Origin of the sequence: Ensifer sp. ENS11 (assembly GCF_014851895.1) — a bacterium.
GTDB lineage: Bacteria > Pseudomonadota > Alphaproteobacteria > Rhizobiales > Rhizobiaceae > Ensifer > Ensifer canadensis.
Window position 1 is genome coordinate 50,160 of the sequence record NZ_JACVAN010000011.1, and the last position, 22,822, is coordinate 72,981.

A 22,822-nucleotide genomic window follows, 5' to 3' on the forward strand; every position below is an offset into this window, starting at 1 on the left:
GCTGCCCCCGTTTGCAAGCGGGAGGACATCTTGAAGACACGGGCAGCAGGGCAGCAGTGCTCAGGCACGCACCGGTCGAGCGGCCCTATGCCAGGTCGCGACCGCTCTCGATCGAGACCGTCGACCTCGACACACCGGGACCCGACGAACTGCTGGTTCGCATCGGCGCTGCCGGTCTCTGCCACTCCGATCTTTCGGTGATCAACGGCGACAGGCCACGGCCCGTGCCGATGGCGCTCGGGCATGAGGCGGCAGGCACGGTGGAGGCCGTCGGCAGCGCAGTGCGCGATCTCAAGCCCGGCGATCGGGTGGTGATGAGCTTCATGCCGAGCTGCGGCGACTGCCAGCCTTGTGCGGAAGGGCGTCCGGCGCTCTGCATTCCAGGTGCCGAGGCGAATGGCAGGGGAACGCTGCTTTCCGGCGAGCGCCGGATTCGTTGCGACGCTGTTCCAGTCCATCATCACCTCGGCGTTTCCGGCTTTGCCGACTATGCGGTCGTCTCGCGCCATTCGGCAGTGAAGATCGAGGCGGACCTGCCGCTGGTCGAGGCGGCACTCTTCGGCTGCGCGGTGCTGACCGGCGTCGGTGCGATCGTCAATACCTGCCGCGTCCAGGCGGGCCAGTCGGCCGCCGTCGTCGGTCTCGGTGGCGTCGGGCTTGCCGCGGTGCTCGGAGCGGTCGCGTCGGGCGCGGAGCGGGTCGTCGCGATCGATCTCTCAAAGGACAAGCTGGCGCTGGCACGCTCGCTTGGCGCGACCGACACTTTTGTCGCCACCGATCCGGATGTGGGGGATGCGATCCGCGAGGCGACGTCAGGCGGTGTCGATCATGCGCTGGAGGCGGCCGGTTCGGTCAAGGCGTTCGAGCTTGCCTATCGCATCACCCGCCGCGGCGGAGCGACCGCGTCGGCCGGCCTTGCCCATCCCTCAAGCCAGATTGCCATCCCAGCCGTCAGCCTGGTCGCCGAAGAACGCACGCTTCGCGGCAGCTACATGGGAAGCTGCGTGCCGAGCCGCGATATTCCGCGCTTCATCGGGCTTTATCGGCGTGGCAAGCTGCCGGTCGACAGGCTGCTATCGAGCACCGGTCCGCTCGAGGAGATCAACGAGGCCTTCGACCTGCTCGACCAGGGCAAGGTCATCCGGCACGTGATTGCGTTTTGATCAGAGCCGCGCCGTAGAGGGTGAGCTTGGGCTGCCATCGCAGGATTTAGGCATCGGCAGGGCGGTCCTTCGGATCGAACTGGATGATCGTCTGCCAGGTGGCCGTCAGTGCCGGTTTGCGTTCACCCTCGATTTCGACCGTGACCTCATAGGTGATCATCAACATGCTGCTGCCACGGAAGCGCGCGTCTGCGATGGTGAAGTGCCCGCGCACGCGGGTGCCGCTCTTCACCGGTGCGATGAAGCGCACCTTCTCGAAGCCGTAGTTGATGCCCATCGTCTGTTCGCGGATTTTGGGCAGGCAGCTGTAATTCATCGCCGACAACAGCGACAGCGACAGGAAGCCGTGGGCGATCGTGCCGCCGAACGGCGTCTCGGCGGCGGCGCGCACCGGGTCGACATGGATATACTGATAATCGCCGGTTGCCTCGGCGAACTTGTCGATCGTGTCCTGCGTGACCGTGATCCAGTCGGAGACGCCGATCTCGGTGCCGACCAGCGGTCTGATTTCGGAAAGTGAAATATCCTTCAGCATATGGCTGTCCTGAAAGTGGCCCCCCAACGAATCTATAGGACGGTCGGGTGAGTTCTAGCAAGTGGTGGGAATAGTTCAGAAATTTTCGACGAAGAAGGAAACGGAGCGAGGAGGGACAAAGGTGGGTGGGAGTTCTGCAGAAAGCGCATCTTGCCACTGGCCGTCGAGGCTTTCGGGCAGATGGATCGGGTGCGGCGCGTGGCTGCGATTGACGACGACGGCAAGCCGCGTCGATCGCGTCTTCTTGCCGTCGCGTGTGGCAAGCACCATCGTCAGGTTGTCCGTTGCCGGGTGCTCCCAATCGGTCACCGCCATCGGGCGACCATCGAGGCGCAGCCATTCGACATCGTCCTTGCCGGTAAAGAATGTCGTCTCGCCGAACACACCGAAGCGCTTCCTCAGCGACGAAAGCGCTGCCGTATGGGCGACCAGCGTCTCATCCATCGCGCTCCAGTCGATCCAGGTGATGGCGTTGTCCTGGCAATAGGCATTGTTGTTGCCACGTTGGCTGCGTCCGCCTTCGTCGCCGGCGGTCAGCATGATCGTGCCGCGGGACGCAAACAGGGTGCCGAGAAGCGCCGCCACGTCATGCCGGCGCGCAACCGTGATCTCGGGGTCGGTTGTCGCGCCCTCGGCGCCGTTGTTCCAGGAATGGTTCTCGTTGTGGCCGTCACGGTTCTCTTCGCCGTTGGCCTCGTTATGCTTGCCGGCATAGGCAACGATGTCGGCAAGCGCAAAACCGTCATGGGCGGCGATGAAGTTGACCGTTCGGGTGCCGGTGTCGCCCCAGCGGGAAAACGTATCCGAAGAGCCCGCAAGCGCTGTCGCAAGCGCACCGATCACGTGCCGGTCGCCGCGCCAGTAGAGCCTGACGTCGTCGCGCGCCCGGTCGTTCCATTCCAGAAACGGAGCGGGAAAATTGCCGAGCTGGTAACCGCCGGGGCCGACATCCCAGGGCTCGGCGATCAGCACGCGGTCGGCAAGCACCGGATCGGCTTGGATTGCCTCAAACAGGGGAGCGTTCCGATGGAAACCGGTCATGTCGCGGCCGAGGACAGAGGCGAGATCGAAACGGAAGCCATCGACGCCGGCGGCCAGCACGAAGTGGCGCAGGCTGTCGAGGATCAGCGCCTGGACGACAGGGTGGTCGCAGGCGATCGTGTTGCCGCAGCCGGTGTCGTTGATGAGATCGCCCGGCCTGTCGGTGACGTGGCGATAATAGGCGAGGTTGTCGAGCCCTCGCATCGACAGCGTCGTGCCGAGCCGATCGCTTTCCCCGGAATGGTTGAAGACCAGATCGAGGATGACGCCGATGCCGGCCTTGCGCAGTGCCTCGACAGTCTGGCGAAGTTCCTTCAACCCGCCCGGCACCAGCCGTGGATCGAGCGCCATCGGCGCGATCGGATTGTAGCCCCAGCCATTGCTGAGCCCCAGTAGCGGCAGGTGACGTTCGTCGATCCAGGCGACGATCGGCATCAGTTCGACGGCGGAAACGCCGAGCCGCTTCAAATGGTCGATGATGACGGGCTCGGCGAGCGCTGCGACAGTGCCGCGTTTCGCCTCGGGAATGCCTTGATGCAGCGCTGTGAAGGGTTTGACGGCGATCTCGTAGATCAACCCGCCCGCCCTGAAGATCGGCGGCTTCGGCTTGGCTGTCTTGACGTCCCTGACGATTGCCTTAGGCACCAGATCGGCGGTGTCCTCGCCGAAGATGGTGAGCCTCGGATCGTGCCGGAAAGGCCGGTCGAGTTCGATGGCGTAGGGGTCGACGAGCAGCTTCGCTGGATCGAACCAGAGGCCGTGGTCGGGCGAATAGACCCCATCAGCGCGAAAACCGTAGCGGGTTCCCTTCGGCGCATCGGCAACCATCAGGCTATGCACATCGCCGTCGCGCAACATCGGCAGCTGACGCAATGCCTTGGCGCCCGCCTTGTCGAACAGGCAGAGGTCGATGCACGCAGCATTGCGCGACCAGACGGCAAACCGTGTACCGTCAGGGGTAAGCGTGGCGCCGAGGGGTAACAATGCATCGGTCGGCATTAATCAGTCACCCCTCGGGTTTTCTTGCTATATCAGTCTCTTGCGCGCCCCTGATGGGCGCTCCGTCAGGTGATCACGCTCGGCTCGGTGCGGCCGGTGCGGGTCTTGATGCCGGCGATCTCATCGGCAACGAGGATCAGGTCGGCGAGCGCCTCCTGGGTGTCGATATCATGGCGGGCCGGATCCGGCTCGAAACGCTCGATGTAGACACGCAGCGTTGCGCCTGATGTGCCGGTGCCCGACAGGCGGAAGACGACGCGCGATCCGCCCTCGAACAGGATGCGGATACCCTGGTTCTTGCTGACGGAATGGTCGACCGGATCGTGATAGGAAAAGTCGTCTGATGTCGCGACCTTGAGCGCGCCGAAGGATTTCCCGGGCAGGGTCGCGAGCTGGTCGCGGAGCGCTGCCACTAGGCCGTTGGCGGCATCGCTGTCCACTTCTTCGTAGTCGTGGCGCGAGTAGTAGTTGCGGCCGTAGGTCGCCCAGTGCTTGCGGGCGATGTCGAGCGCGCTTTCCTTGCGCACGGCAAGGATGTTGAGCCACAGGAGGACCGCCCAGAGGCCGTCTTTTTCGCGGACGTGGTTGGAGCCGGTGCCGGCACTTTCCTCGCCGCAGATCGTTGCCATGCCTTCATCGAGAAGGTTGCCGAAGAACTTCCAGCCGGTCGGCGTTTCGTAGAGGCCGATGCCGAGTTTTTCGGCGACACGGTCGGCGGCGCCGCTTGTCGGCATCGAACGGGCGATACCGGCAAGTCCCTTGGCATAGCCCGGCGCCAGATGGGCGTTGGCGGCCAGCATCGCCAGACTGTCGGACGGGGTGATGAAGATGCCGCGGCCGATGACGAGGTTGCGGTCGCCGTCGCCGTCGGAGGCTGCGCCGAAATCGGGGGCGTTGGGCGCCATCATTGTCTCGTAGAGCGCGCGGGCGTGTACGAGGTTCGGGTCCGGGTGATGGCCGCCGAAGTCCGGCAGCGGAATGAAGTTCATGACCGAGCCCTTCGGCGCGCCCAGACGCTTCTCGATGATCTCCTTGGCGTAAGGCCCGGTGACCGCGCTCATTGCATCGAAGACGACGCGGAAGCCGCCCGAGATCAGCTTGCGGATAGCGCCGAAGTCGAACAGGCTTTCCATCAGCGCGGCGTAGTCGGCCACCGGGTCGATGACGGTCACAGTCATGCCGTCGATCTCCTGCGAGCTCTCGGCATCGAGGTTGACGTCGGCGACATCCGAGATCTTGTAGGTGTCGATCACCTGGCTGCAGGCATAGATCGCGTCGGTGACCTTCTCCGGTGCCGGACCGCCATTGCCGATATTGTACTTGATGCCGAAGTCTTCGGTCGGGCCGCCGGGGTTGTGGCTGGCGGAGAGCACGATGCCGCCGAAGGCTTCGTATTTGCGGATGACGTTGGAGGCGGCCGGCGTCGACAGAATGCCGCCGCGGCCGACGAGTACGCGGCCGAAGCCGTTGGCGGCCGCCATCTTGATGGCGATCTGAATGACTTCGCGGTTGTAGAAGCGGCCGTCGCCGCCGATCACCAGGGTCTGACCGGCAAAGCCTTCGAGCGCGTCGAAGATCGACTGGATGAAGTTCTCGGCATAGTTCTTCTGCTGGAACACCGGAACCTTCTTGCGCAGGCCCGACGTGCCGGGTTTCTGATCGCCATAGGGTGTGGTGGTGACTGTTCTTATCATTCTGACTTAGCCTTTCCCGAGAAGACCGGAATATAGTGAGACGTAACGCTCGGCACTTCTGGCCCAGGAAACGTCCGATTTCATGCCCTGGGTCTGCAGACGCGCCCAGACTTTCGGTTCGTTGTATGCACGGAAGACGCGCCGGATCGCAAGACGCAACCCGTCGGCGGTGACCGGCGTGAACTGGAATCCGGTCGCCACCTTGGCTGACAACCCGGCTTCGTTCGCGTCGATGATGGTGTCGGCGAGGCCGCCGGTACGGGCAACCACCGGCACGCAACCGTAGCGCAGGCCGTAGAGTTGGGTCAGCCCGCAGGGCTCGAAGCGCGACGGAATGAGGATTGCGTCGGATCCCGCCTGCATCAGGTGCGACAGCGGTTCGTTATAGCCGGTAACCATGCCGACATGGCCGCGATGGCGCGAGGCGGCGGCGAGAAGCGCGCCTTCGAGCGCCGTGTCACCGGAGCCGAGAACGATGAGCTTGCCGCCCATCGCGACGATCTCGTCGGTGACTTCGGCGAGAAGGTCCATACCCTTTTGCCAGGTCAGCCGGCTGATGACGCAGAAGATCGGGCCGTTACCCTGTTCGAGCCCGAAGCGTTCCTCCAGCGCCCGGCGGTTGGCGGCGCGCTGCTTCAATGTCGTCGCGCTGAAATGCTGGGCGATAAAGGGGTCGCTGGCCGGATCCCAGACGTCGGCGTCGATGCCGTTGACGATGCCGGAGAGGTCGGAAACCCTGCTCTTGAGCAGGCCTTCAAAACCCATGCCGAAGTCCGGAGTCAGGATCTCCTGCGCATAGGATGGGCTGACGGTGGTGATCGCATTTGCGGTCTGCAGGCCACCTTTGAGGAAGCCGACATCGCCGTAATATTCGACGAACTGCGTCGAGAAGGCTTCGGGCGGAAGTGCCAACTCGGCGAAGATTTCCGGCCCAAATTGCCCCTGGAAGGCGATGTTGTGGATCGTCAACACTGTCGGCGTCGAGGCGGCGCGGCCAAAGCGCATATAGACCGGCGTCAGTGCCGTCTGCCAGTCGTGCACATGGACGATATCGGGCTTCCAGCCGGACACGACATCGCCGGCGGCGATTTCGGCCGCAGCCAGCGACAGGGCGGCGAAGCGGCGAAAGTTGTCGACATAATCGCGGCCGGTGGCGTCGACATAGGGGCCGCCGTCGCGCTCGTAGAGGGCAGGCAGATCGAGCACCAGCAGGTCGAGGCCGTCAAGATCGGCCGCGAGAACCGAGGCCGGGCTGCCGAACAGATTGGCAAAACTGCCGACCTTCTTTTTCTTCTTCAGTTTCTGCAGCACCGCGGGATAGCCGGGCACCAGGGTGCGGGTGCGGATGCCGTGCGGCGACAGTGCGGCCGGCAGGGCGCCGACGACATCGGCGAGCCCCCCGGTCTTGACCAGCGGATACACTTCGGACGCAACGGAGAGGATGTTCATCAGCGGCGGACCTACATTCCCAGTTTGTCGATCATTGTCTGGGTGATCAGGCAAACGCCGTTTTCCGAACGGCGGAAGCGCTTCGCATCCAGTTCCGGGTCTTCACCGACGACGAGGCCCTCCGGAATGACCACGCGGCTGTCGATCACCACGTTGCTGAGCAGCGCGCGGCGACCGATCTTCACATCGGGCAGTATGACGGCATTTTCCAGTCGCGAATATGAATTTACTCTGACGCCGGTGAAAAGCAGGCTGCGATTGAGGGCAGCGCCCGAGATGATGCAGTCGCCCGACACCAGCGACGAGGTCGCGGAGCCGCGGCGGTTCTCGTCGTCATGCACGAACTTTGCCGGCGGCTTGATCTCGGCGAAGGTCCAGATCGGCCAGGTGCTGTCGTAGATGTCGAGTTCGGGCGTTACATGCGTCAGGTCGATATTGGCCTGCCAATAGGCATCGATCGTGCCGACGTCGCGCCAGTAGGCTTCGCGTTCGAAGTCCGAGCGCACACAGGACTGGTTGAAGCGGTGGGCGACCGCCTTACCGTTGTCGACGATATACGGGATGATGTCCTTGCCGAAGTCGCGGCTCGACTTCGGATCGGCCGCGTCGCGGCGCAACAGATCCATCAGGAACTTGGTGTGGAACACGTAGATGCCCATCGAGGCGAGCGCCATCTCGGGATTGCCGGGAATGCCCGGCGGATCGGCCGGCTTCTCGACAAAGGCGATAATGCGATCCTTGTCGTCGACATGCATCACACCGAAGCCGGTCGCTTCCATGCGCGGCACTTCGAGGCAGCCGATGGTGACGTCGGCGCCGGAATCGACGTGCTGCTGCAGCATCAGTTCGTAGTCCATCTTGTAGATGTGGTCGCCCGCCAGGATGACCATGTATTCGACGCCGTGATCCTCGATGATGTCGATGTTCTGGTAGACCGCGTCGGCGGTGCCTTCGTACCACTGCGTTTCGGAAACGCGCTGGCTTGCCGGCAGGATATCGAAACTTTCGTTTCGCTCGGGGCGGAAGAAGTTCCAGCCGCGCTGCAGGTGGCGGATCAGCGAATGGGCCTTGTACTGCGTGGCGACGCCGATGCGACGGATGCCGGAGTTGAGGGCGTTCGAGAGTGCGAAGTCGATGATGCGGGCCTTGCCGCCGAAATAGACGGCCGGCTTTGCCCGTCGGTCGGTCAATTCCTTCAGGCGGCTGCCGCGGCCGCCAGCGAGAACATAGGCCATGGCATCACGGGCCAAGGGTTGCGTACGCTTTTCCACCATTTGTCCTCCCCAAAATCATTGTTCTTCGGGATCGTCACGGCGACCTTTGGCGACGCCTTGCGGCCCTCGAAATTTCTTCTTGCACTCCCGCCGTCCGGTTCACCCCGTCGGGCTGGAACACTCTGCAGCGCCGCGCGTCTTATTAGACTTAGACGCGCAAAGGTCGCTGTAGCACTTTGAATTGCTGCATGTTTTTATCCTTAAATCGAATAGGATTTAAGGAAACATGCAGCAGCATTTCCGATTTGAACCAAGTCGAAGAAACGCTCTATCCCTTTGTTTTTGCGCATTTCCTGACGGAAAACCGCTTCGCACTTCCTGGAAATGCTCTAGAGCGCCGTGCGTTCAGATGAACGCACAAAGGACGCTCTAGCACTTTGATTCTAGAGCATCTTATCCGCTTTCAGTGATTCCACTTGAAAGCGGGATGCTCTAGTCCTGCTCCAGCATCAGCGTTGCCAAAGGCGGCAAGGTGATGGTGGCTGCTATTGCTCCTGTCTGATCCTTTTGTGCCTGAACGGCGCCGCCGTTGCCCTTGCCACTCCCCCCATAGATTTCCGCATCGGTGTTCAATATTTCCTTCCAGCGACCCGCGACCGGAAGCGGGATCGTGTAGTTTTCCCGATAGACGGGCGTGAAATTGGTGATGACGGCGACGAGCTTTTCACCCGGCGCCTTGCGCAGCCACGCAAAGACCGAGTTGTCCCGGTCGTCTGCGAGCAGCCATTCGAATCCGTCGCCTTCGCAGTCGCGCGCATGCAGCGCCGGCTTCGAGCGATAGGTGCCGTTGAGATCGCGCACCAGTCGGCGCATGCCCTCATGCAGGTGATATTCCAGCAGGTTCCAGTCGAGCGCGCGCTCCTCCGACCATTCGCGCCACTGCGCAAACTCCTGCCCCATGAACAGGAGCTTCTTGCCGGGGTAGCCCCACATGAAGCCGTAGTAGGCGCGCAGGTTGGCGAACTTCTGCCAATCGTCGCCGGTCATCTTGGCAATGAGCGAACCTTTGCCGTGCACGACCTCGTCATGGGACAGCGGCAGCACGAAGTTTTCGCTGAAGGCGTAGAGCAGCCCGAACGTCAGGTCGTTGTGGTGGTGGCGACGGTGGATCGGCTCGCGCGACATGTATTGCAGCGTGTCGTGCATGAAGCCCATGTTCCACTTGAAGCCGAAGCCGAGACCGCCGGCATGGACCGGATGGGACACCTTGGGCCAGGACGTCGATTCCTCGGCGATCGTCAGGATGCCTTTGTGGACGCCGTAGATTTCGGTGTTCATCGTCTGAAGGAAGCGGACCGCCTCCAGGTTCTCGTTGCCGCCGTATTCGTTCGGCACCCATTCGCCGTGTTTGCGCGAATAGTCGAGGTAAAGCATCGAGGCGACGGCATCGACGCGCAGCCCGTCGACGTGGAATTTCTCCGCCCAATAGAGCGCGTTGTTGACGAGGAACGACAGCACTTCCTGCCGACCGAAATTGTAGATCGCCGTATTCCAGTCGGGGTGGAAACCCTGGCGCGGATCCTCATGCTCGTAGAGCGCGGTGCCGTCGAACCAGCGCAGCCCGTGCTCGTCGGTCGGGAAATGCGCGGGCACCCAGTCGAGGATGACGCCGAGGCCGACTTTGTGGCAGCCGTTGACGAAACGCGCAAACCCTTCCGGCTCGCCGAAGCGTGCCGTCGGCGCATAGAGGCCTGTCGTCTGGTAGCCCCAGGAGGGATCGTAGGGGAATTCGGAGATCGGCAGGAATTCGATATGGGTGAAACCCATGTCGACGCAGTAGGGGATCAGCCGGTCGGCGAGCTCATCCCAGGACAGCATGTCGCCATTGTCGCGGCGCTGCCACGAGCCGGCGTGGACCTCGTAGATCGAGATCGGCTGGCGGCGGGCGTCAGTCGATGCCCAATGGGCGCGGTGCGCCTCGTCTTCCCACACCTGTGCGATCTCAGGCGTCGTCACCGAGGCGGTGTTGGGCCGAAGCTCCGAACGGCGTGCGAAGGGATCCGCCTTCAGCGGCAGCAGCGTACCTTGGCGGTCAAGGATTTCGTATTTGTAGGCAAGGCCCGCCTCGACACCGGGGATGAAGATTTCCCAGATGCCGGTGTCGGTCCGCAGCCGCATGACATGGCGCCGCCCGTCCCAGCCGTTGAACTGGCCGACCACCGACACGCGCTTGGCGTTCGGGGCCCAGACGGCGAAATGGTAGCCTTGAGCGCCTTCATGGTCGGTCGGATGGGCGCCCATCTTGTCGAACAGCCGGAGATGCGAGCCCTCGCGGATGTAGTAGTCGTCCATCGGTCCGAGTACGGGGCCGAAGCTGTAGGGATCGACGACGATCCACTCGCCGCCATCGTTGCGGGCGCGATAACGCACCGGCTGGATCTTGCGCAGCGAGACCGGTCCCTCGAAGAAGCCGGCGTCGTCGCGCCGCTCGAGGGTTCCGAGTTCCTTGCCCGCCAGCGTTTCCGCAACGACGCTAGCGGCATCCGGGATGAAGCAGCGGGCGACGTAGTTTTTTCCCGCCGGATGCACGCCAAGAACGGCAAAGGGATCGTCGTGCGTGCCCGAAAGAATGGCCGCAATGGCCGGCATTGACAGCAGGGCTGCGGCTGCGGGTTCCGGGTCCTTGCCGGCCGAAGGGGTCATCCGGCTCTCCAAATTTCCCCGGCATATTGCCGGATGGTCCGATCGGACGAGAACCAGCCCATGCGCGCGGTGTTGCGTACGGCCTGCGAATACCACGCCGACGGCGTCGTCCACAGCTGGTCGATTTCACGCTGCGCCCGGGCATAGGCTTCGAAGTCGGCCGCGACCATGAACCAGTCGTGATTGTAGAGGCCATCGACGAGGCTGGTGAAGCGGTTGCGGTCATCGGGCGAAAACACACCCGAAGCGATCGCCTGCAACGCCTGCGACAGCTCGCGCGACCCTTCGATGATGGCGCGCGGATTGTGGCCTTCGGCGCGGGCGTTGGTGACTTCCTCGGCCGTCAGGCCGAAGATCTTGATGTTTTCCTCGCCGACCCAGTCGCGCATTTCGACATTGGCGCCGTCGAGCGTGCCGATCGTCAGCGCACCGTTCAGCGCAAACTTCATGTTGCCGGTGCCGGAGGCCTCCATGCCGGCCGTCGAGATCTGCTCGGACAGGTCGGCTGCGGGGACCATGATCTCGGCCAGCGAGACGTTGTAGTTCGGTACGAAGACGATCTTCAGAAGACCGCGCACCGCCGGGTCGTTGTTGACCACGCGGGCGACGTCGTTGGCCAGTTTGATGATCAGCTTGGCGTTGTGGTAGCTCGGCGCCGCCTTGCCCGCGAACAGCTTGACGCGCGGCACCCAGTCGAGCTCGGGATGCGAGCGGATCTGGTCGTAGAGCGCCACCGCCTCGATGATATTGAGGAGCTGGCGCTTGTACTCATGGATGCGCTTGATCTGGATGTCGAACATCGCCGACGGGTCGAGCCTGAGGCCGAGGCGGCTTTGCACAAGCTGCGCCAGCTTCACCTTGTTGGCGCGCTTGACCGCGGCAAAACGCTCCTGGAAATCCGGTTTGTCGGCGAAGGCATCGAGTGCCTGCAGCGCCTCGGTATTGTCCATGAATTCGTCGCCGATCGCCTCGCGGATCAGGCTGAACAGGCCGGGATTGCACTGCATCAGCCAGCGGCGGGGGGTGATGCCGTTGGTCTTGTTGTTGATGCGATCTGGATAGAGCCTGTGCAGGTCGGCAAAGACCGTTTCCTTCATCAGCTCGGTGTGCAGCGCCGACACGCCGTTGATCGAATGGGAGCCGACAAACGCAAGGTTGCCCATGCGCACCCGGCGGTCGCCGCTTTCGTCGATCAGCGAGATGTTGCGGATTTCCTGGTCGGTGGCGCCCTTCTGCTTGCGCGCCTCGATCAGGATCTTGGCGTTGATCGCATAGACGATCTGCATGTGGCGCGGTAGCAGACGTTCGAAGAGCGGCACGGGCCAGCTTTCGAGCGCTTCGGGCAAAAGCGTGTGGTTAGTGTAGGAAATGGTCCGGCGGGTGATCTCCCAGGCCTGTTCGAAATCTAGGCCGTGCAGATCCGTCAGCAGCCGGATCAGTTCGGCAATCGAGACCGCCGGATGCGTATCGTTGAGCTGGATCGCGACGGCATCGGGCAGCGAGGTGAAGTCGGGATACTGCTGCAGGTGGCGGCGCAGGATGTCCTGCAGAGACGCGGACGAGAAGAAATATTCCTGGCGCAGGCGAAGCTCCTGGCCGGCGGGCGTCGCGTCGGCGGGGTAGAGCACGCGGGTCAGGCTTTCGGCCTTGTTGCTTTCGCGCAGCGCGCCGATGTGGTCGCCGGCATTGAAGGCATCGAGCAGGATCGGGTCGATCGGCTGCGCCGTCCAGAGCCTGAGCGTATTGACGCGCTTGGCGCGCCAGCCGACGGCAGGCGTGTCGAAAGCGGTGGCGATCACACGCTCGGCCGGCTTCCACACGAAGCGCTGGATCTCCTCGTCGACATTGGCGGTTTCGACAACGCCGCCGAAGCCGATCTCATAGGAGCTTTCGCGCCGCTCGAACTCCCAGGGATTGCCATGGGCAAGCCAGGTCTCCGGCAGCTCTACCTGCCAGCCATCGGCCATCTGCTGGCGGAACAGGCCGTGCATGTAGCGGATGCCGTAGCCATAGGCTGGAACGTCCACCGTCGCCATCGATTCCATGAAACAGGCTGCAAGACGGCCGAGACCACCATTGCCGAGTGCTGCGTCGGGCTCGAGCAGGGCGATGACATCGATATCGACACCGAGCGAGGCGAGCGCATCGCGCATCTCCTCCATCAGGCCGATATTGGTCATGGCATCGCGCATCAGGCGGCCGATAAGGAACTCCAGCGACAGATAATAGACGCGCTTGGCACCGGTCGCGTAGGTCTGGCGGGTCGAATCCATCCACTTGTCGGTGATGCGGTCGCGCACCACGAGGATAGCCGCGGTCAGCCAGTCATGCGGCTTGGCGACCTTCGGATCCTTACCGATACGATACTTCAGGCGTTCGAGAATTTCGACGGCAAGCTGATCGGGTTCGGAAGAACGAAGTGCGGGCTGCGGCAGTTCGTTGGCGGAAATCTTGTTCATCATCAGAACTGTCTTACCCTTTTGCGTTGGGAGGTCGCAGGCCGGAACCGACCGGGGATGGGCAATTTATGCATCGATCCGAAGCGCTTGCAACAGCTGTTTTTAAAAGGATTAGAATTGCCTGAATAGAAGGGATACGCGACGAAGAGCCATGGGCTTGACGATTGCGCGAACGAAAAATGCCGCCCGGCGGGACCGGGCGGCACAGTGGTGCGCGCTTTTGTTGTTTACTTGGTCAGGCGGGTCGCCATGGCCGAAGCCTTCTCGCCGATCGCCTTGAAGGCCGCGATCAGGTCGGCGGCTTCTTCCGCCTGGAAGTAGTTGGCGGTGGTGGTGGCGCAGGACTTGAGCAGTGCTTTGCCGCGGTCCGGTGCCATGAAGGCGACGGTATAGACCTGGATGTTGTTCTTGCGTGCCGTATCGCACCACGTCAGTGTCGTCGTGTCGTCGCTCGTGTTGTTGTTGTCGCCGTCGGTCATGAACACGATGTATTTTGTCGGTACCTGACCGTTCTTGGCCTTGTGCGCGGTATTTTCCGTCGCGGCAGTGACCTTGTTGTATGCGGTCTTAAAGGCATTGCCCGATGCTGTGCCGCCGGTTGCAACGAGGGCGTTGACATAGGTTGCCGTTCCCGTCGTGCCCCAATCGAGATTACCGGCCGTATCCTGCGCCGAATTGTAGGAAACGGCTGCCGTGCGGACATAGAGATCCTTCGGGTCGGCAATCTTCAACTGCGCGAGCAGATCCTTGACCGCGGTCTTGAGCGCATCGACCTTGGTGACGTAGCAGGGCTTGGTCGCCTTCAGGTTCGGATACTTGCTCCAGTTGTCCTCGGTGTAGTTGGCGCACGACGTTTTCGTCGTGTCCAACGCGTTGGTCTTCCAGGCCATCGAGCCGGAGCGATCGAGCACGAGATACATCGACAGCGCGTTCTTGGTTTCGGTTGCGCTGTCCGCGGTGGCCCGGGTTTCGAGCTGGGTCCATTTCCGCCCGAGCAGGCGGGTCATCGCGTTGAATTCGATCGTGTGCTTGTTGACGATCGAGACTTTGAAGGTCTTGCCCGTCGCGCCGTTGCTGCCCTCGATGATGTCGACGGTTGCCTCATCGACGGGCGGCTTGTCTTCTGCGGCCGGATCGGCGGCGGATTTGAACGATGCCGCAGTTCCGCCATTCTCGCCCCAGCCGTCAGTGGCACTGCCTGCGGCCGTGGACTGAGCCTTCAGGAAGTTCAATGCGATTTCCTTGGCCTCTTCCGGCGTAGGCGGAGTTTTCGACACCAGTGCAGACGCTGCGGCCAACGCTGCGGCGTCGGCCGCATCTTGCATCTGGTTCTTCATCGTCACCATGTTCGCCAGGTCGATGGCGACGCCACCGGCCGCAAGTATCAATGGCGTTGCCAAAGCCGCCATCATGCCGAAATTGCCGCCGCGGTCCTTCAGCATAGCCATGAAGGACCGGTTGATCGTGGATCGTTTTCCCATCTCTGCACACCCCAAGGAACGCGTTGCAAGCTTGAGGGGGACATTAGCGGGGGTGACTTACGATATCGTTCAGGCGATCGATTCAATTTTAGCGGAATGCAGGAAAACCAGTGGTTACAGCGGGTTCACGCGACACGGAGGCGTGCGAAAACGGGAACGTCGTGTCTCAAATCGGGTCAGGTGACCGGAATGACGTCAACGGCCTGTTCGGTCTTCTGCCCGCCATAGCTCTTCAGCACGCCGATGACGGGTGCAACGTCGCCGTAGTCGCGACCATGACCGACGACGATATGGTCGGTTCCAGCAGGGATATTGTTGGTCGGATCGAGTTCAAGCCAACCAGCGGTGGTGCCACACCAGATACGAACCCATGCGTGCATGGCGTCAGCCCCTTCCAGGCGCTCCTTGCCGGCGGGAGGAATCGTTCTCAAGAATCCGCTAACATACCCAGCGGGAATGCCGAGGCTCCTGAGCGCCACGATCATCACATGGGTGAAATCCTGGCAGACACCGCGTTTGAGTTCGAATGCTTCCGCCGGTGTGGTGCTTACCGTCGTCGCCTCGGCGTCGTAGACGAAGTCCCGGTGGATGCGGGCGCAGATTGCCGTTGCGATCTGGCGGATCGTCATCCCGGGAGTGACCACGGCTTGTGCGTAGGCCGCAATCTCCGGGACCTCCGTCAGAAGCGGACTGGGGCCGATGAAATGATGCGGCGCTTCCGGGTCGACGGACCACGAGGCGGCGAGCTCCGTCGGCAGGCGCGACAGATCGGCCGAAAAGTCGGCCGTCAGCGGCAACGGCTCCACCTGCACCCGCGCCTGCATGCGGATCACGAGGTCGTCATGGGCGGAGCGAAACAGGATCGCGGTGAAGGGATTGGCGAAGAAATCGACGCTTTCGGAGCGTTCCGCCGGCATCGGGTGACAACTGAGCGAGCCGACGACGAGCCGCTGCCGGCCGGGCAGCGTCGCCGGCATGACGCGCACGAGGTGGCGCCCGCCGGACACCGGCACTTCGTAGCCGTAGGTGATCTTCAGGCTGATATCATAGAGCATGGGTGTATCCTGCCGGTCAGCCGAGATAGGTGTTGGCGAGAATATTGGAGAGCGCTTCCAGGTCCCGCTCCAGCCTGTTGTAGACGCCGAGGTTCATCGCCTCCGGCGTCATGACCGCAAGGCCGGAATGCAGGCGCATCGCCTCGCGGTAGAAGGGCGACATCTGGCCGTTGACATAGGCGTTCGGCAGAAGCTCCACCTCGGTCTTGATCTCGTTCAGCTGGTAGAGCACCGAGCGTGGGTTGAGCGGGTCGAGCGCCAGCAGGTCGGTCACGGTGAGTGCCGCGGTGTTGACGTTGTAGCGCCGGCGGTGGGTCATGACGCTGTCGCCGATCTCAAGCAGCATGTCGTAGGCGCCATCGGGGGCGTCGGGGCCGGACATATGACCAAGCAGCCGCGTCATGTGCAGCCCACGTTCGATGTAGCGGCCGATCGACAGAAAGCGCCAGCCGGTAAAGCGATACATGTTTTCGTGCACGAGACCGGCAAACCCAGCGAGCTTGCGCAAAAGCACGGTCATGGCGCGGGTGGCATCGTCGCCCGACTGCACGGTCGCATGAAACTTTCGTGCCGTCTGCGACAGATCGTTGAGCGCCAGCCAGCCGTCCGGCGAGAAGCGGTCGCGGATGTTGCCGGCGCTGAAGAGCGCGCTTGCGATATTGGCCAGCAGGCTGTCGGGCACCGCCTGGCGGGTATCGATATCGAGGGCGGCAAGATAATCGGTGACGTCCTGAAGCAGCGGCAGGCTCGGGTCGGCAGTCTCGGCAAACCGGCCGTGCCAGGCGCGCAGGATGCGCAACGCCCCTTCCGCGCGCTCGATATAGCGGCCAAGCCAGAACAGGTTGTCGGCCGCCCGGCTCGGCAGGCTTCCCGGCATGTTGCGGGTGAAGCTTTCCTCGGCCGGCAGCAAGGTGGTGCGTTCGACCGGCCGGTCGCTGACGATCCAGACGTCGGCCGCCGTGCCGCCGGCCTGCATGGCGATCGCGGCAACATCGTCGCCGGATCCGATGCGGGCAAAGCCGCCGGGCATGATCTGCCAGCCATCGCGGGTGCGGGCGGCAAAAACGCGCAGGCTCATCGGGCGCGGCGTCAGGCGGCCGCGCACCCAGGCCGGCGTGGTCGACAGCGTGACCGCCTCCTGGCCGACAAGTTTTCCGGCCTCGGCATCGAGCCAATCGGAGATCGACGCCTTGTCCTTTTCGCCCAGTGACGCTCCGAGCACCGACTGGCCGTTGTCGTCGAAGAACGGGCGCGTCGCATAGGCCGGGCCGATGACCATGCGCTCGATATTGGCGGCGACCTGCGCACGCTCGGATGTCTGGCCGCACCACCAGGTGGCGATCGATGGCAGCTTCTGTTCCTCGCCGAGTAGATGCCGGCAGATGGCCGGCAGGAAGGCGAGGAAGGCGCGCGTTTCGACGATGCCGGAGCCGAGCGCGTTGACGATCGCGACGGAACCGGCCCGCAGAGCCTCGACGATGCCGGGGGTGCCGATGTGCGACGACTGGTTCAATTCCAGCGGATCGGCGAAGGCGGCGTCGAGGCGGCGCCAGAGCACGCCGACCGGCTTCAGCCCGGCGACCGTGCGCACCATCACCCGTCCGCCGACAACAGTCAGGTCTTCGCCTTCCAGAAGCATGAAGCCGAGATAGCGGGCGATATAGGCGTGCTCGAAATAGGTCTCGTTGGCGATCCCGGGCGAGAGCACGGCGATGCGATCGTCCGGATGCAGCTTGCGCGCCTGCAGCGTGTCGCGGAAGGCGCCGAAGAAGCCGGCGAGGCGATGCACATGCGTTTCGGCATAGAGATTGGAGAAGGCACGCGTGGTGGCGACCCGGTTTTCCAGCGCGAAGCCGGCACCGGACGGCGCCTCTGTGCGATCCGAGAGGACCCACCAGTTACCATCAGGCCCACGGCCGATCTCGAAGGAGATGAATTGCAGGAAATGGCCATCGGCCGGTTTGACGCTGACGAGCGGTCGGAGAAAATCGGGGTTGGAGGCGATCAATGCCGGCGGCAGCAGGCCTTCGCGCACCAGGCGGTTTTCGCCGTAGACGTCTGCGACGACCTTCTCCAGAAGTTCGGCACGCTGGACGAGGCCTTGCGAGACCGTCGCCCATTCGTGCTCGTCGATCAGGACCGGGATATGCGACAGCGGCCAGCTTCTCTCCGAGCTGTCCTTGCCGCCATAGACCCGATAGAAGACGCCGGCGTCGCGCAGATAGCGGTCGGCGCGTGCGAAGCGATTGACAAGGTCCGTTTCGTCGAGGCGGCCGAGCGTCGAAAGCAGCCGCTGCCAGACGGGCCGGACATTGCCGTGCGCGTCGAGCATTTCGTCGGCGATGCCTGGAAGTGCACGGTAGCCGAAGACCGGATCGTCATCGATGCCCAGCCGGCCTGCCGCTGCTGTCTGCTTCTTCGCCATTTACGCTCCTGGCGGACGCCTGAGATCAAGCGTCATCGGAAATTCCATCGACGGGCTTTCCGGATGAAGCAGGTAGCCTCCCGGGGTGTGGCCCCAGGGCTCGAACCGCGCCAGTCGCCGCGCTTCTGCCTCGTTGCCGTTGACCGGAAATGTCTCGTAACTGCGCCCGCCCGGATGGGCGACATGGTAGACGCATCCGCCAATCGCCCGATTCGACCATGTATCATAGATATCGAATGTAAGGGGAGTGTTCACGGGCAAAACCGGGTGAAGGCCAGCGGCCGGTTGCCAGGCCTTGTAGCGAACGCCGGCAACGGCGCTGCCATTGACACCCGTCTTGGCGAGAGGCACGGGACGGCCGTTGCAGGTGACGGTGTAGCGCTCGGGATTTGGCGTGTCGAGCCTGACCTGCAGCCGCTCGACGGAGCTGTCGACATAGCGCACGGTGCCGCCGATCGCCCCCTGTTCGCCCATGACATGCCAAGGCTCCAGTGCCTGACGGATTTCCAGCCTGCCGCCTTCGTATTCGACCTCTCCGCAGAAGGGGAAGCGGAATTCGAGCTGGGCCTCGAACCATTCCGGCCGAAGATCGAACCCATGGGCGCGCAGGTCGGCGAGCACTTCGAGGAAATCCTGCCAGACGTGATGCGGCAGCATGAAGCGGTCATGAAGTGCCGTGCCCCAGCGCACGAAGCGGCCGTCGAGTGGGTGCTTCCAGAAACGGGCGATGAGTGCGCGCACCAGCAGCTGCTGGGCAAGCGACATACGGGCATTGGGCGGCATCTCGAAGCCGCGGAATTCGACGAGGCCGAGGCGACCGGTCGGCCCGTCCGGCGAAAACAATTTGTCGATGCAGATTTCGGCACGGTGGGTGTTGCCGGTGACGTCTACGAGCAGGTTGCGGAACAGCCGGTCGACCAGCCAGGGCAGGGGCGGCGGTGTTGCGGAACCCGGCAGCGGGACCTGCGCGAGCGCAATCTCCAGCTCGTAGAGCTGATCGTGCCGAGCCTCGTCGATGCGCGGGGCCTGACTGGTCGGCCCAATGAACATGCCGGAGAACAGGTAGGAGAGCGACGGATGGCGCTGCCAATAGAGGACAATGCTCTTCAACAGGTCGGGCCGGCGCAGGAACGGGCTGTCATTGGGATTGGCGCCGCCGACGACGACGTGATTGCCGCCGCCAGTGCCGGTGTGGCGGCCGTCGATCATGAACTTGTCGGCGCCGAGCCGGCTTTGACGTGCCTCTTCGTAGATCGCGGTGGTGATATCGACGCACTCCTGCCAGCTGGCGGCCGGATGGATGTTGACCTCGATGACACCGGGATCGGGTGCCACGCGGATGACATTGATGCGCTCGTCGTGTGGCGGCGCGTAACCTTCTATGTGAAGCGGCAGGCCGAGTGCGGCGGCGGCCCGTTCGGTCGAAGCGATCAGGTCGAGATATTCCTCGATGCTCGTCGTCGGCGGCATGAAGACGCAGAGCCTGCCGTCGCGCGGCTCGACACTGATCGCCGTGCGCACCAGCCCGGCGATCTCGTCGCGTGGCTGGGGTTGCGGGGTTTCAGGCGCTTCCGAGGCCTGGAAGCGCGAATGCTGCGGGCGGGCGCTGGTTTCGGCGAAATCGGGCAGATCGTCGCGCGGAACGGTCGGGTCGACCGGATGGATATAGGGATAGGCGGACGGAGCGACATAGGGCAGGGCGCCGAGCGGCAGGCGATAGCCGACGGGGCTGTCGCCTGGAACGAGGAAGATGCGGCCGCGGCGGGTCTGCCACTTCTCGCTCATCCACCGCACGCCGGTGGCACGCGCATTCCAGGCCTGCACCGGCAGCACGTAGCCGGTCGGTGCCGTCAGGCCGCGCTCGAACACGCGGGCCATGCGGCTGCGTTCCTCTGGATCCTTCAGCTTGGAATTGGCCGGATCGACGTTGTCGGGAAGGTTTGCTTCCTTGAGCAGCCAATCGGCCGGGTCTTCGAAAGCCGGCACGACCATCTCAGTCGGCACGCTCAATTCGGCTGCCACCACATGCAGCAGGCGTTCGGCATCTTCTGCCGTCACGTCATGCTGGCCGTTCTCCTCGGCAATGAGATCGGCCTGACGCCAGATCGGCACGCCGTCCTTTCGCCAGTAGAGCGAGAAGGTCCAGCGCGGCAGGCTTTCGCCCGGATACCACTTGCCCTGGCCGTAATGCAGAAAACCGCCGGGCGCGAAGCGTTCGCGCAGCCGACGGATGAGGATATCCGCCTTCTCGCGCTTGGTCGGCCCGACAGCTTCGGTGTTCCATTCCTCTGCTTCGAAATCGTCGATCGATACGAAGGTCGGCTCGCCGCCCATCGTCAGGCGCACGTCGTTTTCGGACAGCACCTGGTCGACTTGCTCGCCGAGCGCGTTGAGGGCCTGCCAGCTTTCATCGGAGAACGGCTTGGTGATGCGCGGATGCTCGGCGACGCGCGAGACCTTCATGTCGAAGGCAAAGTCGGTACGAGTTTCAAGATCGCCGAAGAAGCCGCCGGAAATCGGGGCGGCGTTGCGGTAATGCGGCGTGGCGGCGAGCGGAATATGGCTTTCGCCGGTCAGAAGGCCGGAGGTCGGGTCAAGCCCGACCCAGCCGGCGCCGGGCAGATAAACCTCGGCCCAGGCATGCAGGTCGGTAAAATCGTGTTCGGTGCCGGACGGGCCGTCGAGCGCCTTGAGATCGGGCGCCAGCTGGATGAGGTAGCCCGAGACGAAGCGGGCGGCATAACCCAGATTGCGCAGGATCTGGACGAACAGCCAGCTCGAATCGCGGCACGACCCTCTGGCCGACGTCAGCGTTTCCTCCGGCGGCTGGACACCCGGCTCCATGCGGATGACGTAGCCGACGTCCTGCTGGAGCCGGGCATTGAGGCCGACGACCATGTCGATGGTCCGTTGCCTTGAGCGGTCGACGGTCGCCATGAACGCGGACACAGCCGGCCCCATCGGTTCCGGCGTCATGTAGATCTTCAGGTCGTCGATCAGGTCCTCAGGATAGGCGAAGGGCCAGTGCTCGGACTCTTCCTCGATGAAGAAGTCGAAGGGGTTGTAGACGGTCATGTCGGCGACGAGATCGACTTCGACCTTCAGTTCGGTCACCGGATCCGGAAAGACGTAACGGGCGAGATAGTTACCGTAGGGGTCCTGCTGCAGATTGACGAAGTGGTTGGCAGGCGAAACTTTCAGCGAGTGGCTGATGACCTTGGTCTTGGAGTGGGCCGCCGGTTTCAACCGGATGATCTGCGGTGAAAGCCTGATCGGGCGGTCATAGGTATAGTGGGTCAGGTGGTAGATACTTGCCTTGATCGACATACCGGATTTTGTCCCCTTGATGGCAAGTCTAGCGCCGCCATTCAAAGGAAGTTTGTGCAATGCGAAGGGAGAAAGCAAGCGCGAAAGACAGCGCCGGATTTCTCCGGCGCGTCGATCGGCGGGCGGAGGCGTTCACACTGCCGGCGGGTTCAGGCGGGCGAAGCCTTCCTGGAGGTGATAGGGGAAGTGCGGGTAGGTGGGCGTCTTCTGACTGGCCTTGTCGAGCCGTGCAATCTGGTCAGGTGTCAGCGACCAGCCGACGGCACCCAGGTTCTGGCGCAACTGCTCTTCATTGCGGGCGCCGATGATGACGCTCGACACCGTCGGGCGCTGCAGCAGCCAGTTGATGGCGATCTGCGGGATGGTCTTGCCGGTCTCAGCCGCCAGCTCGTCGAGCACGTCGACGATATCGTAGAGCTTGTCGTCATCGACCGGCGGGCCGAAGGAGGCGGTATCGTGCAGGCGGCTTCCTTCCGGCCAGGGCTGGCCACGTCTGATCTTGCCGGTCAGGCGGCCCCAACCGAGCGGGCTCCAGACGAGTGCGCCGACGCCCTGGTCGAGCCCAAGCGGCATCAGTTCCCATTCATAGTCGCGTCCGACCAGCGAGTAATAGACCTGATGGGCGACGTAGCGCGGATATCCTTGTTTTTCCGCCGCGGCGAGCGACTTCATAAGCTGCCACCCGGCGAAATTGGAAACGCCGACGTAGCGCAGCTTGCCGGCGCGCACCAAGGTATCGAGCGTCGAAAGCACCTCTTCGACCGGCGTGCCGGCATCGAAGGCGTGCAATTGCATCAGGTCGATGGTGTCGGTGCCGAGGCGGCGCAGGGCATCGTCGATCCCCTTGATCAACCGCGAGCGCGACGAACCGGCATCGTTCGGACCGTCGCCCATCGGCAGTGACATCTTGGTGGAGATCAGCACGTCGTTGCGCCGTCCCTTGATGGCTGCGCCGAGCACCTCTTCGGAGGCACCGTCGGAATAGACGTCTGCCGTGTCGAAAAGATTGACGCCGGCCTCGATGCAGATGTCGACAAGACGGCGTGCCTCGGCATTGTCGCTGTTGCCCCAGGCGCTGAAAAGCGGGCCCTTGCCGCCGAAGGTGCCGGCGCCGAAACTGAGCGCTGGAACCTTCAATCCTGATGAGCCAAGCCGTCTGTATTCCATCATTCTAACTCCTCGTTGCGTTCGTGCCTGCATTGGCAGGAGGAAGGTGGTGTCTCTGGCATTTGAGAGGTAGACCGTCTGCAGGAACATCATTTGTGAGTTGAAGTCAC

General features: G+C 63.1%; 13 protein-coding genes. 1 reads left to right on the forward strand and 12 read right to left on the reverse strand.

The genetic code is table 11. From position 1 onward, the window contains the following. Positions 1-11: 11 nt before the first annotated feature. On the forward strand, positions 12-1,163 hold the full coding sequence (locus IB264_RS20625; protein ID WP_051509185.1) for a zinc-dependent alcohol dehydrogenase family protein: 1,152 nt from the start codon (positions 12-14) through the stop codon (positions 1,161-1,163). A gap of 46 nt (positions 1,164-1,209) precedes the next feature. Here the strand turns inward: IB264_RS20625 and IB264_RS20630 are convergent, their stop codons facing one another. The 12 genes from IB264_RS20630 to IB264_RS20685 form a co-directional block, all read right to left on the reverse strand. Further along, entirely contained in the window at positions 1,210-1,698 is a 489-nt protein-coding gene (locus tag IB264_RS20630) for a MaoC family dehydratase (RefSeq protein ID WP_025424852.1), read from the reverse strand. A gap of 75 nt (positions 1,699-1,773) precedes the next feature. Next, positions 1,774-3,738, reverse strand: coding sequence for a glycogen debranching protein GlgX (glgX, locus tag IB264_RS20635; RefSeq protein ID WP_025424851.1), 1,965 nt, complete (start codon positions 3,736-3,738; stop codon positions 1,774-1,776). Positions 3,739-3,803: 65 nt separating this feature from the next. Continuing rightward, positions 3,804-5,432, reverse strand: a complete 1,629-nt coding sequence (locus IB264_RS20640) for an alpha-D-glucose phosphate-specific phosphoglucomutase (protein ID WP_057205618.1) — start codon at positions 5,430-5,432, stop codon at positions 3,804-3,806. Between the two features lie 6 nt (positions 5,433-5,438). After that, positions 5,439-6,881, reverse strand: coding sequence for a glycogen synthase GlgA (gene glgA / locus IB264_RS20645; protein ID WP_025424849.1), 1,443 nt, complete (start codon positions 6,879-6,881; stop codon positions 5,439-5,441). An 11-nt stretch (positions 6,882-6,892) separates the two neighbouring features. Further along, positions 6,893-8,155, reverse strand: coding sequence for a glucose-1-phosphate adenylyltransferase (gene glgC, locus IB264_RS20650; RefSeq protein ID WP_025424848.1), 1,263 nt, complete (start codon positions 8,153-8,155; stop codon positions 6,893-6,895). A 432-nt stretch (positions 8,156-8,587) separates the two neighbouring features. After that, a complete protein-coding gene (glgB, locus tag IB264_RS20655; RefSeq protein ID WP_057217968.1) occupies positions 8,588-10,798 on the reverse strand; it encodes a 1,4-alpha-glucan branching protein GlgB in 2,211 nt (736 codons plus the stop codon). Beyond that, positions 10,795-13,260 carry a glycogen/starch/alpha-glucan phosphorylase gene (locus tag IB264_RS20660; protein WP_107027701.1) on the reverse strand — a complete coding sequence of 822 codons (2,466 nt, stop codon included), beginning with the start codon at positions 13,258-13,260 and terminating at the stop codon, positions 10,795-10,797. The genes glgB and IB264_RS20660 overlap by 4 nt, the downstream gene beginning before the upstream one ends. Before the next feature lie 224 nt (positions 13,261-13,484). Next, entirely contained in the window at positions 13,485-14,738 is a 1,254-nt protein-coding gene (locus IB264_RS20665) for a TadE/TadG family type IV pilus assembly protein (protein ID WP_081788819.1), read from the reverse strand. Positions 14,739-14,914: 176 nt separating this feature from the next. Further along, complete coding sequence (locus IB264_RS20670) at positions 14,915-15,793, reverse strand: transglutaminase family protein (protein ID WP_025424844.1); 879 nt, start codon at positions 15,791-15,793, stop codon at positions 14,915-14,917. Positions 15,794-15,809: 16 nt separating this feature from the next. Beyond that, the gene (locus IB264_RS20675) at positions 15,810-18,218 is read right to left on the reverse strand and encodes a circularly permuted type 2 ATP-grasp protein (RefSeq protein ID WP_057217966.1); all 2,409 of its coding nucleotides are present in this window, start codon (positions 18,216-18,218) and stop codon (positions 15,810-15,812) included. Continuing rightward, positions 18,219-21,545 carry a DUF2126 domain-containing protein gene (locus tag IB264_RS20680; RefSeq protein ID WP_057217964.1) on the reverse strand — a complete coding sequence of 1,109 codons (3,327 nt, stop codon included), beginning with the start codon at positions 21,543-21,545 and terminating at the stop codon, positions 18,219-18,221. It lies immediately after the preceding gene. A 132-nt stretch (positions 21,546-21,677) separates the two neighbouring features. Next, positions 21,678-22,712: an aldo/keto reductase gene (locus IB264_RS20685; RefSeq protein ID WP_025424841.1), complete on the reverse strand. Its 1,035-nt coding sequence runs from the start codon at positions 22,710-22,712 to the stop codon at positions 21,678-21,680. Positions 22,713-22,822 lie beyond the last annotated feature (110 nt).